The 16,230-nt window shown below is 38.0% G+C and carries 20 protein-coding genes and 1 tRNA gene; 8 read left to right on the top strand and 13 right to left on the bottom strand.

The annotated features are described in order from the left end of the window. Window positions 1–210: 210 nt before the first annotated feature. A tRNA-Arg gene (locus AC3WTI_RS20540) sits at window positions 211–286 on the bottom strand. A gap of 205 nt (window positions 287–491) precedes the next feature. Here AC3WTI_RS20540 and AC3WTI_RS20535 point away from each other — a divergent pair. The 8 genes from AC3WTI_RS20535 (at window position 492) to clpP (ending at window position 5,077) form a co-directional block, all read left to right on the top strand. Beyond that, window positions 492–698 carry a DUF1657 domain-containing protein gene (locus tag AC3WTI_RS20535; protein ID WP_000216166.1) on the top strand — a complete coding sequence of 69 codons (207 nt, stop codon included), beginning with the start codon at window positions 492–494 and terminating at the stop codon, window positions 696–698. A 94-nt stretch (window positions 699–792) separates the two neighbouring features. Then, a complete protein-coding gene (locus tag AC3WTI_RS20530; protein ID WP_087959316.1) occupies window positions 793–1,278 on the top strand; it encodes a YhcN/YlaJ family sporulation lipoprotein in 486 nt (161 codons plus the stop codon). Window positions 1,279–1,307: 29 nt separating this feature from the next. Continuing rightward, a complete protein-coding gene (gene spoVAC, locus AC3WTI_RS20525; RefSeq protein ID WP_000095399.1) occupies window positions 1,308–1,784 on the top strand; it encodes a stage V sporulation protein AC in 477 nt (158 codons plus the stop codon). Then, window positions 1,785–2,801 carry a stage V sporulation protein AD gene (gene spoVAD / locus AC3WTI_RS20520; RefSeq protein ID WP_000938958.1) on the top strand — a complete coding sequence of 339 codons (1,017 nt, stop codon included), beginning with the start codon at window positions 1,785–1,787 and terminating at the stop codon, window positions 2,799–2,801. Then, the gene (gene spoVAE, locus AC3WTI_RS20515; RefSeq protein WP_000575924.1) at window positions 2,798–3,148 is read left to right on the top strand and encodes a stage V sporulation protein AE; all 351 of its coding nucleotides are present in this window, start codon (window positions 2,798–2,800) and stop codon (window positions 3,146–3,148) included. Before spoVAD ends, spoVAE begins: the two co-directional genes overlap by 4 nt. Window positions 3,149–3,157: 9 nt before the next feature. Further along, window positions 3,158–3,364: a DUF1657 domain-containing protein gene (locus AC3WTI_RS20510; RefSeq protein WP_002167398.1), complete on the top strand. Its 207-nt coding sequence runs from the start codon at window positions 3,158–3,160 to the stop codon at window positions 3,362–3,364. Between the two features lie 20 nt (window positions 3,365–3,384). Continuing rightward, window positions 3,385–4,254 carry a DUF421 domain-containing protein gene (locus AC3WTI_RS20505; RefSeq protein WP_087959315.1) on the top strand — a complete coding sequence of 290 codons (870 nt, stop codon included), beginning with the start codon at window positions 3,385–3,387 and terminating at the stop codon, window positions 4,252–4,254. A gap of 241 nt (window positions 4,255–4,495) precedes the next feature. After that, window positions 4,496–5,077, top strand: coding sequence for an ATP-dependent Clp endopeptidase proteolytic subunit ClpP (gene clpP / locus AC3WTI_RS20500; RefSeq protein WP_001049162.1), 582 nt, complete (start codon window positions 4,496–4,498; stop codon window positions 5,075–5,077). A 399-nt stretch (window positions 5,078–5,476) separates the two neighbouring features. Here the strand turns inward: clpP and AC3WTI_RS20495 are convergent, their stop codons facing one another. The 12 genes from AC3WTI_RS20495 to hprK all read right to left on the bottom strand — a co-directional run bounded on the left by AC3WTI_RS20495 (window position 5,477) and on the right by hprK (window position 16,074). After that, the gene (locus AC3WTI_RS20495) at window positions 5,477–5,725 is read right to left on the bottom strand and encodes an HPr family phosphocarrier protein (protein ID WP_063259557.1); all 249 of its coding nucleotides are present in this window, start codon (window positions 5,723–5,725) and stop codon (window positions 5,477–5,479) included. A 23-nt stretch (window positions 5,726–5,748) separates the two neighbouring features. Next, window positions 5,749–6,699 carry a DNA-binding protein WhiA gene (whiA, locus tag AC3WTI_RS20490; RefSeq protein WP_097840930.1) on the bottom strand — a complete coding sequence of 317 codons (951 nt, stop codon included), beginning with the start codon at window positions 6,697–6,699 and terminating at the stop codon, window positions 5,749–5,751. An 89-nt stretch (window positions 6,700–6,788) separates the two neighbouring features. After that, window positions 6,789–7,742, bottom strand: coding sequence for a gluconeogenesis factor YvcK family protein (locus AC3WTI_RS20485; RefSeq protein WP_144488534.1), 954 nt, complete (start codon window positions 7,740–7,742; stop codon window positions 6,789–6,791). Window positions 7,743–7,745: 3 nt separating this feature from the next. Beyond that, the gene (gene rapZ, locus AC3WTI_RS20480; RefSeq protein WP_000138462.1) at window positions 7,746–8,627 is read right to left on the bottom strand and encodes an RNase adapter RapZ; all 882 of its coding nucleotides are present in this window, start codon (window positions 8,625–8,627) and stop codon (window positions 7,746–7,748) included. Between the two features lie 20 nt (window positions 8,628–8,647). Further along, the gene (locus AC3WTI_RS20475; protein WP_001190080.1) at window positions 8,648–9,106 is read right to left on the bottom strand and encodes an NUDIX hydrolase; all 459 of its coding nucleotides are present in this window, start codon (window positions 9,104–9,106) and stop codon (window positions 8,648–8,650) included. Window positions 9,107–9,334: 228 nt separating this feature from the next. Next, a complete protein-coding gene (locus AC3WTI_RS20470; protein ID WP_087959312.1) occupies window positions 9,335–10,141 on the bottom strand; it encodes a DUF368 domain-containing protein in 807 nt (268 codons plus the stop codon). 165 nt (window positions 10,142–10,306) lie between these two features. Then, window positions 10,307–11,263 (bottom strand): thioredoxin-disulfide reductase, encoded by a 957-nt coding sequence (gene trxB / locus AC3WTI_RS20465; protein ID WP_142286723.1) that lies wholly within the window; start codon window positions 11,261–11,263, stop codon window positions 10,307–10,309. A gap of 86 nt (window positions 11,264–11,349) precedes the next feature. Further along, the gene (locus AC3WTI_RS20460; RefSeq protein WP_144488533.1) at window positions 11,350–12,861 is read right to left on the bottom strand and encodes a tetratricopeptide repeat protein; all 1,512 of its coding nucleotides are present in this window, start codon (window positions 12,859–12,861) and stop codon (window positions 11,350–11,352) included. A 145-nt stretch (window positions 12,862–13,006) separates the two neighbouring features. After that, window positions 13,007–13,513, bottom strand: coding sequence for an acyltransferase (locus AC3WTI_RS20455; protein ID WP_097840928.1), 507 nt, complete (start codon window positions 13,511–13,513; stop codon window positions 13,007–13,009). Window positions 13,514–13,589: 76 nt separating this feature from the next. Further along, entirely contained in the window at window positions 13,590–14,240 is a 651-nt protein-coding gene (ppaX, locus tag AC3WTI_RS20450; RefSeq protein ID WP_048528166.1) for a pyrophosphatase PpaX, read from the bottom strand. Between the two features lie 67 nt (window positions 14,241–14,307). After that, the gene (gene lgt / locus AC3WTI_RS20445; RefSeq protein ID WP_087959308.1) at window positions 14,308–15,120 is read right to left on the bottom strand and encodes a prolipoprotein diacylglyceryl transferase; all 813 of its coding nucleotides are present in this window, start codon (window positions 15,118–15,120) and stop codon (window positions 14,308–14,310) included. A 24-nt stretch (window positions 15,121–15,144) separates the two neighbouring features. After that, on the bottom strand, window positions 15,145–16,074 hold the full coding sequence (gene hprK / locus AC3WTI_RS20440; protein ID WP_001975188.1) for an HPr(Ser) kinase/phosphatase: 930 nt from the start codon (window positions 16,072–16,074) through the stop codon (window positions 15,145–15,147). Window positions 16,075–16,230 lie beyond the last annotated feature (156 nt).

The raw sequence follows: 16,230 nt of genomic DNA, 5'->3' as shown, positions 1-16,230 counted from the left end.
CACGATTATTTCTAATCACATACAAGGGGTTTCCCTAATCTTACTACTATTTTTTCTACGTGTTATTAACGTTATTGAGTGACACTTACTTAATATCATAAACCTTTCCGTTTTAGACTAGAACGTGTCATAGTAACGCTAAATATATGACGTTTATCCAAAAGGTTTCGCAAAGGAATGTAGATATAGTAAGGCTTTCGCGGTATATAACGCGCCCAGAGGGATTCGAACCCCCGGCAGACGTGGTACCGGAAACCACCGCTCTATCCGACTGAGCTATGGGCGCATGATTATAGAAAACACTTCATTTTCTTTTCATAATAATAGCAATAAAATCCATCTAAATCAATAAAAATATCCCCATAATCCATTATGAAACTTAGTTATGAGTATATTAACAAAACACTCTCCCCTAAATTTTCCAATCATAAATTCACCCCAACTCACAAATTATAACCTATGAATTGATATTCCAAAGGGGGCTTCATTCAATGACTGTAATTACGAAATTAAAGCAAACTGTTTCTGGATTAAAAAGTGCACAAGCTAGCTTAGAGGGATTCGCTCTTGATACGGACAACCAACAAGCGAAGCAACTTTTCCAAACAGCTGCGCAGCAAACACAAACGATTATCGATTCTTTAAACCCTCGCGTTGAAGAAGTCCAACAAGAAGAACCACAATACTCACAGCAATAACGAACCAGTCTTGCTGTGAAATAGAAAAAAGGATGATATGCAGTCATCCTTTTTCTATCACATTACATATTGCAATAGAAACGGAATGATAATTATGCGAAAACTTGGCCTCATAACCGCATTATTTGCACTTCTATTTAGCTCATTTACCGGATGTGATAATAGTCCCTTAGATAAGAAAGTAAAAGAAGAAGCAAAACGAACGGAGAAAGAAAAAGGCCCTAAATTAACAAAGACGAGTACGGAATCCTTTAATCAATCTATATCACAAGGAGCGAAGAAAAGGGCCCTTGCTATGGATGAAATTACAAAAAGCACAGCAGTGAATTCAAATTTAGATCTCTACATAGCAGTTACACCTGAGCATCACGAAAGATTTGGATTAAAGCCTCTTCGTAAGAAGCTTCAAAAACAGCTGAGTGACGAGCATCCTACTTTCGATGTTCGTGTAAGTACAGATAAAAAAATCTTTATGTTACTTGAAAAGCTCGAAAGAAAAATTAAGGAAAAAAAAGTATCTAAAGATGAAATTAATAAACAATTGAAATTCATTGGTAAAAAAATGGAGTCTAACACTTAACGCTTTTTAAAAGAAAAGGAAGGATCGCAATGTCTAGTAAAGATAAAAACTTAACCCCTGTGCAACAGGAATATAAAAAATTCGAACAAGAACGAGAACCGAAGCGCCCTGTCTTAAAAAATTGTATTAAAGCCTTTTTCGTCGGTGGTTTTATTTGTTTCATCGGACAACTCATTTCTACGTTTTATATCACATATTTTGATTTCACTGAACGCTCAGCAGGAAATCCAACAGTCGCAACTCTTATTTTCATCTCCATGTTGCTAACTGGATTTGGTATATACGATCGGTTTGGACAGTTTGCTGGAGCTGGCACAGCTGTACCTGTCACTGGATTTGGTAACTCTGTTATTGCAGCATGTATCGAACACCGAACGGAAGGGTTTGTCCTTGGTGTTGGCGGTAACATGTTCAAATTAGCTGGTTCCGTTATTTTGTTTGGTGTATTTTCAGCTTTCGTCATCGCACTTATTAAAACGATTCTTGTTCAATGGGGAGGGCTATAAATGTTACAAGGACACCGAACGTGGGTATTTGAGAACAAACCCGTTATTATTTCGACAGGAGTCGTTGGCGGGCCGTTTGAAGCAAAAGGAAAAATTCCAGAAGACTTTGATATCCTTCATGAAGATTTATGGCTCGGACAAGATTCCTATGAAAAAGCACATAAAATTTTATTTGAAGAAGCTTGTAGCCGCGCCACTGAAAAAGCAAAACTTCGTAAAGACGATATTCAATTCGTACTTGCAGGAGATTTAATTAATCAAATTACTCCTACAAGCTTTGCTTGCCGTACACTGGGCACTCCTTATCTCGGATTATTCGGTGCTTGTTCTACTTCTATGGAAGGTTTAGCCCTCGGGGCAAGTATCGTAAACGCAAAAGGCGCAAAATATTTACTAACCGGGGCATCAAGTCATAACACTGCTGTAGAAAAACAGTTCCGCTATCCTACCGAATATGGTGGACAAAAGCCACCTACTGCACAGTGGACAGTAACTGGAGCCGGAGCTGCTATTTTAAGCGATACTGGGCACGGCCCTAGGGTAACATCTGCAACAATTGGACGAGTTGTTGATATGGGGTTAACGGATCCGTTTAATATGGGAGGCGCAATGGCTCCAGCTGCCGTCGATACAATTGAAGCTCATTTACGCGAACGTCAAATTGACGCCTCTTACTACGATTTAATCGTAACAGGCGATCTCGGCCATGTCGGTCGCGAAATTGCTTATGACTTACTACATAAACATGGAACAAAAGTAACGAGCGAACAGTTTCAAGATTGCGGGCTACTCATTTATAGAGAAGGACAACCTGTCATAGCCGGTGCTAGCGGACCAGGATGTTCTGCAACAGTCGTTTACGGTCATTTATTAAACCGAATGAAAAGAGGAGAGTTCAAAAAAATACTTGTCGTTGCGACAGGCGCTTTACTATCTCCACTTACATTCCAACAAGAAGAAACGATTCCGTGTATCGCTCACGCCGTTTCGATTGAATTTGGAGGTGCAACGCAATGATTTTTTTCTGGGCTTTCGTCATCGGCGGACTCATCTGTGTAATCGGCCAACTTATGTTTGATGTTGTAAAACTTACACCCGCTCATACAATGGCAACACTCGTAGTTGCCGGAGCTATATTAGATGGATTCAATTTGTATGAACCATTAATCGACTTTGCTGGAGCCGGGGCAACAGTACCTATTACAAGCTTTGGTAATGCACTCGTTCACGGCGCAATGGAAGAAGCTGCAAAACATGGCATCGTTGGTGTTATTACCGGCATGTTTAAAGTAACGAGTGCCGGTGTATCCGCAGCTATTATTTTCGGCTTCATTGGAGCATTGCTATTCAAACCGAAAGGATAAGGTGTTCGTATGACAGTTATCGCTAGCGTTAAAACCTGTCTTGCTAGTGTAAGAGGCGCTCAGGCAAGTTTAAGCTCCCTTTCACTAAATTCACAAGACGCGGAATCAAAACGTGTATTTCATGAATGTATGTTAGAAATGGACAGCATTATCGCTGATTTACAGAATAGAGTTTCAGTATTAGAACGTGAAGAACCTCAATATAAAGGGTTTTAAGTAGACTGGAGGAAATGACTATGTCTCACCTACCCGAATGGACACTTGTCATCCTTCGCTCTGTATTCATATTAATTATTTTATTCACTATTACAAAGTGCTTAGGAAAAAGGCAAATTTCGCAACTTTCCTTTTTTGAATACATAGCGGGAATGACAATCGGTGATATCGCTGCTCAAGTATCTACAGGGCTCGATTCGAAATTTTTCCACGGCGTCTTTGCTATACTTATTTTCGCCTCGGTACCTTTTTTTGTTGGCATTCTTTCCTTAAAAAACAAAGCCGCTAGGGATTTTTTTGAAGGAAAATCAACCGTGTTAATAAAAGATGGGAAAGTGCTCGAGGATAATTTAAAGAAAGAAAAATATACAAGTGATGAGTTACTTGAACTTCTTAGAGGAAATGGTGCATTCAGTATAGCTGAAGTCGAATTTGCTGTCTTAGAGCCGAGCGGAGAATTAAATGTATTATTAAAGAAAGATTCTCAGCCACTTACAGCAAAAGATCTCGGATTAAAAGTGCCAAATGAAAAAGAACCACAAACTGTTATTATGGATGGAAATGTACTAGATGAACCACTTTCAGCAAGCGGGCATAACCGTGCTTGGTTACATTCTGAACTAGAAAAACTCGGTGTTGTCATCGAAAACGTCTTTCTCGGTCAAGTGGATTCATACGGACAGCTTACTGTCGACATTTATAATGACAAACTACAAATGCCTTCTCCTCAAAACAAACCTTTATTATTAGCATCTTTAAAAAAATGTCATGCTGATCTTGAACTATTTTCCCTAGAAACAAAGTCGAAATCAGCAAGTGAAATGTATAGTAAAAACGCGAAACAAATCGAAAAGATTTTAAATAAAGTAACCTATCTTTTAAAAGAATAGATATCGAAAGAACGCTTCAGTAAAAAGGCGTTCTTTTCTTTTTTTCTACAGTTTTTATAACGTTTAAATTTATGTAATTCGGTTATGATGTTGAAGATACATAAGCAGGGAATTTCAAAAACATAGCGAATATTTCATGTTACAACTACATATTTTTTTGATTTAAAGTGGTTTCGTTTGACCTTTATTGACCATAATTGTATTATAAGACTAAGAAAGCTTTAGAAGGAGGAAATAACAGATGAATTTAATTCCTACAGTAATTGAACAAACAAATCGTGGAGAACGCGCTTACGATATTTACTCTCGACTATTAAAAGACCGCATCATTATGCTTGGTAGTGCAATTGATGACAACGTAGCTAACTCAATCGTTTCCCAGCTTTTATTCTTGGAATCTCAAGATCCAGAAAAAGATATTCACATCTACATCAACAGCCCTGGTGGTTCTATCACAGCAGGTATGGCAATTTACGATACAATGCAGTTTATTAAACCACAAGTATCAACAATCTGTATCGGTATGGCTGCATCTATGGGTGCATTCTTACTTGCAGCAGGTGAAAAAGGAAAACGTTATGCACTTCCAAACAGTGAAGTTATGATTCACCAACCACTTGGTGGAGCACAAGGTCAAGCGACTGAAATCGAAATCGCTGCTAAACGTATCCTATTCTTACGTGAAAAACTAAACCAAATTCTTGCTGACCGCACAGGTCAACCACTTGAAGTACTACAACGCGACACAGACCGCGACAACTTCATGACAGCAGAAAAAGCTTTAGAATACGGTTTAATCGATAAGATCTTTACAAATCGTTAATAGATATTTAAAGCGGAAGCGGCTCGTTCAGAATCGCAGGGTGTTGGAGCTTCTACATCCGAGGCGCTTTTTGCCTCGAATGTAAAAGCGAAACAACCGGAGATTCTAACCGCTGGAGCTGGATAGATTTAAAGCGGAAGCGCCCTCTTACAGGGCGCTTTTTTATAGTGGGGTCTCCGCAATCACATACCTCAGCTAGTATCCACCTGAATATATCAGCGATTTTTCAAATATATCGACCGTAACTCCAATTATATCGGCGATTATTTCAATATATCGACGATTCGAAACAACTTATCGACTTACCGACAATCCTCGACAAGCACACGCCCCCTACATACCCCACCCCCGCCAACAAACACTAAAACAAAAAAGCTATCGCACACGCGCGATAGCTTTTTATTGTACATATGCAGCTAATGCTTCTAAAGCTTCTTCTGCATCTGAACCTTCTGTTGTAATTATTATCATGCTGCCAGTTCCAATTGCTAAGCTCATAATCCCCATTATGCTCTTTGCATTCACTGTCTTTCCATCTTTCTCGATGAAGATATCCGCATGAAAGCGATTTGCCTCTTGTACAAACAACGCAGCCGGACGTGCTTGTAAACCGTTTTTTAATGAAACCTGAACTCTTTTTTGAACCACAGCTCCATTTCCCCTTTACCCACTTATTTTTTTGCTACCGTTTCCCCCGCGCGTAATTTCTCTGCAATATCATCGATTTTACGCAAACGATGATTAATACCCGATTTACTAATTTTCCCCCCGGATACCATCTCACCTAACTCTTTCAATGTTACATCTTGATAATCTCTTCGTAGTTGCGCAATTTCTCGTAGTTTATCTGGCAATATATCAAGACCAACCGTCTCATCAATATAGCGGATATTTTCAATCTGTCTTAGCGCTGCACCAATTGTTTTATTTAAATTAGCTGTTTCGCAGTTCACTAAACGATTTACAGAGTTACGCATATCACGTACGATTCGAATGTCTTCAAATCTTAAAAGTGCATTATGAGCACCTATAATATTTAAAAACTCTGTAATTTTTTCTGCTTCTTTCAAATACGTAATGTACCCTTTTCTTCTTTCCAACGTCTTACTATTTAAATCAAATCCGTTCATCAATTCACATATAGCATCATTATGTTCCTTATATAACGAAAAGATCTCTAAATGATAAGATGATGTTTCTGGGTTATTTACTGAACCACCTGCTAAAAATGCACCGCGTAAATACGATCGTTTACAACATTTCTTCTCAATTAATTCTTGTGATATATTTCGAATAAATGAAAAGTCGTCTCGCACGATATGAAGATCAGCTAATATTTCGCGAGATTTCTCAACGAGTCTTACGATATATACGTTATTTTTCTTCAATCGCATTTTTTTACGAACAAGTAATTCTACCGTCACGTCATATCCTTTTTTCAAAAGCGTATAAATCCTTCTTGCAATTGCCGCATTCTCCGTTTGAATATCGATAGATAGACGACGATTTGAAAAAGAAAGCGATCCATTCATGCGAAGTAACGCTGATAATTCTGCTTTCTCACAGCATTCCTTCACCTCTAAATTCGTCAACTCTTTCTTTGTTTCTGATGCAAATGACACAGCCAACACCTCCTTATACGATTATTGTGGAACAAAAATCTTGTCCTATATGAAATGAGGAGCGTTACCTCAAATGAGGCAACGCACATCTACAACAGTGAATATAAAATAGAAGCTAGTTTTAATGTATCGTGTCTTACAACACGGTCATCATACTTCGCTAATTGATCTTGAATGACATCAATATTATTTTCGGTAAAACGCTCTTCATCTACTACAACTGGTGCCGACATTTCTTCCTCATATAACTGACGTAATTCACAAGGAATATCACGGTTATTTACAATTGCAGTATCGATAAATGGCTTACCTAAATGATCATGTAACGCCTGCACATGGTCAAACGCAGTATATCCCATCGTTTCACCAGCTTGCGTCATAACATTACACACATATACCTTCTTCGCTTTTGCAGCAAGAACAGCGTCCCCGATTTTGTTAACAACTAAATTCGGTAATATACTCGTATACAAACTTCCTGGACCGAAAACGAGTAAATCCGCTCGTTTAATCTCAGCCAACGTTTCATGTAACGGTTCTACATCTTCTGGAGTTAAAAAGACACGGTTAATCTTCTTTCCGTAATAAGGAATCTTTGATTCACCTGTTACAATTTCTCCATCTTCTAGTTCCGCATGAAGTACCGCGCTTTGGTTCGCTGCCGGTAACACACGCCCTCTGACGTTCAATACTTTACTCGTTTCCGTAATCGCATGGAAAAAGTCTCCTGTAATCGAGGTCATACCTGCCAATAATAAATTCCCTAACGCATGACCTTTCAGCCCGTCTCCCGTTGTGAAACGATGCTGGAATAAAGCTTCCACCAGCGGCTCTACATCTGATAACGCAACAAGTACGTTACGAATGTCACCTGGGGGTGGAATTTCTAGCTCATCACGTAATCTACCTGAACTGCCACCATCATCAGCGATTGTAACAACTGCTGTAATATCAACCGGATATTGTTTTAATCCTCGTAATAATACAGAGAGTCCAGTACCGCCTCCCATGATGACAATTTTAGGTTTTCTCTCTTTTTTCATCCCTTAATGGCCCTTTCTCTTCTCCACATCACGATGAGATACATGAACGCTATACTCTGGTTTCAAATGTTTCCCAAGGTATTCTGTAAGCGTAACAGAACGATGCTGTCCACCTGTACATCCAATTGCAATTACAAGTTGACTCTTGCCTTCTCTTTTATAATGAGGCAGCATGAAAGTAATAAGATCCGTCAATTTCTCTAAAAACTTATGTGTCTCATTAAATTTCAGCACATACGATGAAACTTCCTCATCTAGTCCTGTTAATGGCTTCATATGTGGAATGTAGTATGGATTTGGTAAAAAACGAACATCAAATACTAAATCTGCATCAATTGGAATACCGTACTTAAATCCAAATGACATAACATTTACACGAAATGCTTGCTCAGTTTCAGTTGAAAACAGATGCACAATTTTTTCACGTAATTCTTTCGGTTTTAAATCCGATGTATCAAGCACAATATTCGCTCGTGCCTTCATATCAGTTAATAAACTGCGCTCCATCTCGATTCCCTTTAACGGCAAACCAGTTGGTGCAAGTGGATGCGAACGTCTCGTTTCTTTATAACGAGTTACAAGCGTGCCATCTTTCGCATCTAAGAATAAAATATGAGGAATAATCCATGTACGTTCTGATAAATCATCAAGTGCTCCCCATAAATGTTCGAAAAACTCTCGGCCACGTAAATCAACGCCAAGTGCTACTTTATTCATTTTCCCTTTTGAATCCGCCATAAGCTCAATAAACTTTGGCAATAACATCGGTGGTAAATTATCTACACAGAAATATCCTAAATCTTCAAAACTTTGTAAAGCTACTGTCTTTCCAGCTCCAGACATTCCTGTAATAATTACCATTTTTATATCATTATTCTCTGTCATCGTATCCTCTCCTTGACGGTTTAACTCGGATCTAATCGATATGAAAGCAACTCAAAATCTGGGGTATATACAAATGTACCGTAGATTATGCCATTTCCTTTAATTAAATAATCAATAATGTGATAATCTCCTGGCGCCATTGCTAAATCATCAATTTTATCAAATGTATGCCAACCAATGATGCCTTCTTCGCTCTCTAGTTTGTTTTCTCCTGCAAAATCTGTCGCTAAAAAGGAGAACATCATCCATTCAGAAACAACTTTATCACCTTCTTGGATGACAAAGGTGAAGACCCCCTTTAACGCTGGGTTCTTTAAATAAATACCTGTTTCTTCACGATACTCGCGAACAACGGAATCTCTTACAGTCTCACCACGCTCCATTTTCCCGCCTGGTGCAACCCACCAATTTCGGCGAGGTTTTTGGAGTAAGAGTACTTCATTATCTCTAATTAACACACAGTTTGTCACTCTTTGCATGTTTCTTCACCTCAGCTACTTGCAGCAAATTTCTCACTGCATACTCATTTCATTATACTATCAAAAACAGTTTGCTACAACGAAGGAGCCAGTCCTCTTTTGTTCAGCACATGCTTCTCAACAATTGTAAAAAAGCTTTCTACAACAAGCAATGTAAATGCCTAGACTTTCAATAAATAGCATAAAAAATCCCCTTAACGATTTTTATCGCTAAGGGGATTCTAGCCCTTATTTCTTACCGAAATAAGTAACAATCGCAAATCCTAAAATAAAGGTAATGATTGAACTTATAATTGAAAATCCTCCAGTTGGAATACCAGGGAACACAATGACAATTGAGCCGATAACAAGTCCAATAATTGCCGCAAATGTCATACTTTTATAACGATCTAATAAGAAACTAATTCCTTTACTACTTACAACAAACCCTACCATAACACCAGCACCGATAACTACGATTAATGGTAAGTTCAGTGTAGTTAAAGCATTAATTGCTGTCGGATACACACCAATAATTAATAAAATAAATGATCCGCTAATCCCAGGAAGTAACATAGCCATACTAGCCATCCATCCTGCGAAAAATAAACCAATTGCATTTAAAATTGTTAACGTCGTAATTGGATCTGCTGCCTTATCTGGTTTAAAGAAAGCTGTAATTGCAACAAGAATTGCTGCAATTATTAGTAAAACAATGTGCTTACCTTTAAACGACGACTTTGCATCAGCTTCTCTCATTAACATCGGTAATATGCTAATAATTAAACCGAGAAAGAAAAATTGAGTCGGTTCATAATGATTTGCAAGTAAATATTTAATAACGTGGCTTAACGTTAAAAACGCTGCTGCCACACCAGCTGCAAGGGGAATTAAAAATCCTAAATGCTTTTTCCATTCACGACTAAAGAATCCACTAATTGCCGCAAGTAATTGTTCATAAATCCCTAATACAACAGCGATTGTACCGCCGCTCACACCAGGAATTAAATCACTAACACCCATACAAAATCCACGATATATATTACGCCATTCCATACTGAATAAATTCCTCATTTCTTATAGTGATTTTTTCCGTAAAGTCCAGTATATCAATAAGAAAGCTTATAATCATAATAATTTTTGACAAAACTTTGACATTTTCACACAAAAAAAGAAGAAAGCTCCTATGTGTAGCTTTCTTCTCAAAAAGTATGTTATCCCTTATTTTTCTGATACAGTTTTTAGTTCTTCTAATAATTCTTCTACGTAATGTTGTGCACTTTGTGCTGCAATACTACCATCACCTGTTGCAGTTACAATTTGACGTAGCATTTTTTCACGAACATCTCCAGCTGCGAAAATACCAGGAACTTTCGTTTCCATACGCTCATTTGTTTCAAGGTAACCATTTTCATTTGTAATACCTAATTCAACAAATGGTTTTGATAATGGTAACATACCGATGTATACGAATACGCCATCAGTTTTGACTTCTTTCTCTTCTCCACTGTTTACGTCTACAAGTGTTACACTTCCTACTTTACCACTTGCTTCGTTAATTTCTTTAATCGTGTGGTTCCAAATGAAATCTACTTTCTCATTTTGGAAAGCACGATCTTGTAAAATTTTCTGTGCACGAAGCGTGTCACGACGATGAACGATCGTTACTTTTGATGCGAAGCGTGTTAAGAACACACCCTCTTCAACAGCAGAATCTCCGCCGCCAATTACGATAAGTTCTTTTCCTTTAAAGAATGCCCCATCACATACTGCACAATATGATACACCACGGCCGCCAAGTTCTGTTTCACCCGGTACACCAATTTTTTTATACTCTGCACCGCTTGCAACGATAATTGCACGTGCTTTATATTCTTTTTTACCAGCAATAATTGTTTTGTATTCTTTACCATCGATGACCGCTTTCACATCACCGTATGCATATTCAGCACCAAATTTCTTCGCATGCTCGAACATTTTATTTGATAAGTCTGGTCCTAAAATAGACTCATAACCTGGGTAGTTTTCTACATCTTCCGTGTTTGCCATTTGGCCACCTGGAATACCACGCTCAAGCATTAATGTGCTTAAGTTCGCACGAGATGTATATACCGCAGCTGTCATACCAGCTGGTCCTGCACCAATAATAATGACATCATAAATTTTTTCTTCTGACACACCATTCAACTCCTATTCATTCCTACACAATTAAGTTACCCTCATTATACTGTTAGCATCATTTTTTTCCCAATGATTTGCTTACCTTATTTGTGCGTACGTTTCACAGCCTGCACATACTTTCGAACAGTCGCTACAGATACATTATATACATCTCCAAGCTCCGACTGTGTCATCTTATTTCCTTGTTCGCTGCGTACGATATATTCAATCGCAGCTGACCAGCCGTATACATTTGTGAAGACTGCCCCAGATGTATATAAACGTATGAACGTACAGAACCAAAATTGTAAACACTCTTCGATTAATTCATCATCTTTTTTCGTATAATTGTATAAGGCATCCGCGATTCGTGCGCACTGTTCAAACTGTTGTAAATCAGCTGCAATGCTCTTATGGCTATTAAGTAAAAAGAAATACTTTGCAAGTTGCGATACGATTGGAACACCGTTCTTCGCCTGCGTTACATCAAAGAAGAATCCCACCTTCTCTGGCGTTGATAATTCATTCATTAAATATAAAGCTAGCATTTGTTCCTCTAGCGTTGCACTTTGCTGAAATGATTTTCTTAATTCTTCAAATAACACGTTTTGTCCTTCATCCGCTAAATTCAGCGCGTTCCACGGTTCTTTTCCCTTTTTATCAGGATGCAATTCTACAACATGTTGCCACATTTTTTCGGCTACTTGCTGATCTTTCACCATATAAGCAGAATATGCAAACCAATAATAGAAACTAACGTCTCCCTCGTATCCTTGACGCTTTAATACTTTGAACCATTTATATGCAGGCTCAAAATGACCAATTGTTGCAAGTGTCGTTCCAAGTTTCAAACGATGTTCAAATGAAATTGGATATACTGCAACTAGCTGAGCAGCTAACGCTTCTACTTGTTTATGCTCTCCAATTGAATATAGGAAAATAAGCGTATTACAAAGCGCATGTATATTACCAGGATTTTTCTCTAAAATCATTTCCGTTAACTTCAGCGCTTTATCTACATTACCAGATTGAAAATGTGCAATGGCTAAATTATTATGCCCCGACCAAAATTCCGGATAATCTTTCGTAACAATTTCTAATGTAGCAATTGCTTCTTCCAATTGTCCGTTACGAATATAACGATTCGCTTCTTCTTGCATAACAATTAGATCATCTTCATCCTCAATCTCTTCCGCACCCATCGCTTCTTCTTCCATAATTTCAAGTAATTCTAATGTATCTTCAACGAATTCCTTCTCTTTTGCAACTTCTAAATAGCGATCTGCATACTTTTTCGCCTGCTGAAATAGCCCCATATATGCATAATTATTTGCAATAAAATAATAGCATTGTTCAAGTTCTGGATTAAATCTAACAAGCTTAAAAAAGGTTTGATTCGACTCTTGATATTCACCAGCCTCAGATAATACTGTTGCTAATTGGCATAAAATAAACGGCTCTTTCTCACTTTGTGCCGCTCTTCGAAAATATTTAATTGCATCTTGCAATTTTTGCCCTTTATAAGCCCTCATCCCTTTTTTATAAAAGAAGTCCGCTAATTGATTAAAAGAGATAACTTGTCCGTTCTCCTTATATATTCCTTGATTTTTCCCCATATATCCTCCAGTTTTTTGTTTTCTTCGTTCACACATTCTTCTATCTATAAGTATAAACGATTCCGTAAAAAACAAAACAGTATATTATACTCAATTATTTCCTTTTTATTCATTAAAAAAGAAGAGAAATGTTACATTTTTAGTATCAACCTTCTCTAGCATCCATTTCCTCTTTCGTATAAATAACACGCATTGGATTTCCACCCACGAAAGCACCACTTGGGACATCCCTATGAACAAGTGTGCCAGCTGAAACAATCGCGCCATCTCCAATTTTTACACCTGGTAATATCGTTGTATTCGCTCCAATCATCACTTCATTTCCTATGACAATCTCTCCAAGTCGATATTCGCGAATTAAATATTCATGTGCTAAAAGCGTTGTATTATAGCCGATAATCGAATTCTCTCCTACAGTTATCTTTTCTGGGAACATAATGTCCGGCATGACCATAAGCGCAAACGATGTTTTCTTTCCGACTTTCATCCGTAAAAATGTGCGGTACAACCAATTCTTGACGGATAAAAATGGTGTATAACGAGCAATTTGGATAATAAAAAAGTTCTTCATTACCTTCCAAAAGGACACTGTTTTATACACATTCCATAATGAATTTTCTCCCGTAACAGGGTAGCGCGTTGTCCGTCGCACTTTGCTCGCTCCTCTACTAAAAAGTGAAACTGTAAGTTAGTAGAGAAATGTCTCCCCTACTAACTTACTTGGACCTTTATGAACGGTTCATATTAGACAAAATTGGTAGCAAATCACTCATTTTATCTAGCATAAAGTCCGGCTTGTAAGCCTCTAAATACGCTCTACCTTTCAGTGTCCATGAAACAGCAGCTGTTTTCGTACCCGCATTTTGTCCACCAACAACATCATGATGGTTATCCCCAACCATCAATGCTTCTTCCGGTTTCGCATCTAATAACTGAAGTGCTTTTTGAAGTGGCTCTGGATGTGGTTTCACATGCTCCACATCATCAATTGTCACGACAACATCAAAAAATTCATCAAGCTTTGACAACTTTAATCCCATTTCAACGGTTTGTCTCGCTTTCGTTGTAACAATCCCAACTTTATAGCCTTGCTTCTTCAACTCTTGGACTGTTTCATATACAGTTTCATATTCTTCTACTAATTCATCATGATGATCATGGTTAAATTGACGATAACATGTAATCATCTCTTCAACCTTGTTTTCATCAATCTTGCTGAAAGTGTCATGTAAAGACGGACCGATGAATGGCAATACATCTTCACGCTTATATTGATTTGGATAATATGTATGTAACACATGTAAAAAAGAAGAAATAATAAGTTCGTTTGTATTAATTAAAGTTCCATCTAAATCAAATAACACTGTATTTATTCTCATTGCCTTAGTCCTTTCTCTTTCCTGAATATGAAAGAAGCAGCATCTCATAATAAGATGCTACTTTTCTCTAATTTTCCGAATATCTTTTATCAGCTTGCCCCATTTTTCGTCTCACAATAATGAAAATAATAGAAAGAACAACAAGTCCAATTGACATTACTTGCGCGATACGAAGTGGTCCTAGCATTAAACTATCTGTACGTAAGCCTTCTACGAAGAAGCGCCCTACTGAATACCAAATTAAATATGTGAAGAACAGTTCCCCGCGTCGTAAGTTCACTTTTCGTAATGCAAGTAATAAAATGACACCTGCAAAATTCCATAATGATTCATATAAAAACGTCGGGTGGTAGTACACACCATCAATGTACATTTGATTAATAATGAAATCCGGTAAATGAAGGCCTTCTAAAAACTGTCTCGTTACTTCATCACCATGTGCCTCTTGATTCATAAAGTTTCCCCATCGACCAATTGCTTGCCCTAGTAAAATACTTGGCGCAGCAATATCAGCCAACTTCCAGAATGAAACCCCGCGGCGTTTCGCAAAAAGAATCCCTGTAATAACAGCCCCGATTAAACCACCATGAATCGCCAAGCCACCTTGACGAATATTAATAATTTGACTCGGATTTTGCGCGTAATATTCCCATTCAAAAATAACATAGTACATTCTCGCAAATAGAATAGCGATTGGTACTGCAATTAATACAAGGTCAACAAATGTATCTTTTGGAATACCTAGCCTTTCTCCCTCGCGAGTTGCTAGCCAAAGACCTAATAGCACACCTGTACCGATAATAATCCCGTACCAATAAACAGGAAACGGTCCAAGTTGGATCGCTACGCGGTCAAGCTGTGGTACAGAACCTAACAGCATATGTATGACCTCCCTCTCCAAAGTTTACTCCTGATTCCCTAACTCAATTGCACTCATTAATCGTTCAGAGAACTGTTGTGCCGCATTGACTCCCATACGTTTTAGACGGAAGTTCATCGCTGCCACTTCAATAATAACAGCCAAGTTTCGACCAGGGCGAACTGGAAGTGTAATCTTCGTAAGTTCTGTATCAATAATCTTCATCTTCTCTTCATCAAGACCTAAGCGATCGTAATTTTTCTTTTGATCCCAAATTTCAAGATTAATAACAAGTGTAATACGCTTATAATTTCGCACTGCCCCTGCACCGAATAACGTCATAACGTTAATGATACCTAGACCACGAATTTCTAATAAATGCTCAATTAAATCTGGTGAGCTTCCAACTAACATATCCTCATCTTCTTGACGAATTTCTACACTATCATCCGCAACAAGACGGTGACCACGTTTCACAAGCTCAAGAGCTGTCTCACTTTTACCGACACCACTTTGACCTGTAATTAACACACCAACACCGTAAATATCAACTAATACACCATGTACAGCTGTTGTTGGCGCTAACTTACCTTCTAAATAATTTGTTAAACGACTTGATAATCTTGTTGTCGTTTGAGCAGAACGCAATAAAGGCATGCCTGATTCACGCGATGCTTGCAGTAACTCATCTGGTACATCTTGATTACGAGTTACAATAATACATGGCGTCTCCTCAGTACAAAGCGCTTTCATTCTCTCTTGCTTTTGCTCTGACGTTAACGTGTCAAAGAACGTAAGCTCCGTCTTTCCAAGAAGCTGTACGCGATCAGCTGGATAATATGTAAAAAATCCTGCCATTTCAATTCCAGGTCGTGATAAATCACTTGTATCAATCGGACGATGAATTCCTTCTTCACCACTGATTAACTCCAATTGAAATTGTTCAATTAAATCTTTTGTCCTTACTTTCGGCATATGTATAAACCTCCACTCCGCTGCGGGTTCAGTCTCATTTGATGTAAAATTCCATTCTACCGGATATTGTACCATTTTTTTCTGGAAACAAGAAATACGGTTTCTAATAAATAGAAAAAAACATTTCATACAAATCATGAAATGTTTTTCTTTTTG

Source organism: Bacillus sp. EB106-02-03-XG38 (assembly GCF_058792175.1).
Note: the sequence above shows the minus strand (reverse complement) of the source record. Positions and strands in the feature narration are given on the sequence as shown.

Coding starts and splice junctions, on each gene's coding strand:
- spoVAC (WP_000095399.1), top strand. CDS start 1,308: ATGTCTAGTAAAGATAAAAACTTAACCCCTGTGCAACAGGAATATAAA.
- spoVAD (WP_000938958.1), top strand. CDS start 1,785: ATGTTACAAGGACACCGAACGTGGGTATTTGAGAACAAACCCGTTATT.
- AC3WTI_RS20485 (WP_144488534.1), bottom strand. CDS start 7,742: ATGAAAAAAGAGAGAAAACCTAAAATTGTCATCATGGGAGGCGGTACT.
- AC3WTI_RS20475 (WP_001190080.1), bottom strand. CDS start 9,106: ATGCAAAGAGTGACAAACTGTGTGTTAATTAGAGATAATGAAGTACTC.
- rapZ (WP_000138462.1), bottom strand. CDS start 8,627: ATGACAGAGAATAATGATATAAAAATGGTAATTATTACAGGAATGTCT.
- lgt (WP_087959308.1), bottom strand. CDS start 15,120: ATGCTGTTAGGTTCTGTACCACAGCTTGACCGCGTAGCGATCCAACTT.
- ppaX (WP_048528166.1), bottom strand. CDS start 14,240: ATGAGAATAAATACAGTGTTATTTGATTTAGATGGAACTTTAATTAAT.
- AC3WTI_RS20470 (WP_087959312.1), bottom strand. CDS start 10,141: ATGGAATGGCGTAATATATATCGTGGATTTTGTATGGGTGTTAGTGAT.
- AC3WTI_RS20460 (WP_144488533.1), bottom strand. CDS start 12,861: ATGGGGAAAAATCAAGGAATATATAAGGAGAACGGACAAGTTATCTCT.
- hprK (WP_001975188.1), bottom strand. CDS start 16,074: ATGCCGAAAGTAAGGACAAAAGATTTAATTGAACAATTTCAATTGGAG.
- spoVAE (WP_000575924.1), top strand. CDS start 2,798: ATGATTTTTTTCTGGGCTTTCGTCATCGGCGGACTCATCTGTGTAATC.
- AC3WTI_RS20530 (WP_087959316.1), top strand. CDS start 793: ATGCGAAAACTTGGCCTCATAACCGCATTATTTGCACTTCTATTTAGC.
- AC3WTI_RS20535 (WP_000216166.1), top strand. CDS start 492: ATGACTGTAATTACGAAATTAAAGCAAACTGTTTCTGGATTAAAAAGT.
- AC3WTI_RS20505 (WP_087959315.1), top strand. CDS start 3,385: ATGTCTCACCTACCCGAATGGACACTTGTCATCCTTCGCTCTGTATTC.
- clpP (WP_001049162.1), top strand. CDS start 4,496: ATGAATTTAATTCCTACAGTAATTGAACAAACAAATCGTGGAGAACGC.
- AC3WTI_RS20510 (WP_002167398.1), top strand. CDS start 3,158: ATGACAGTTATCGCTAGCGTTAAAACCTGTCTTGCTAGTGTAAGAGGC.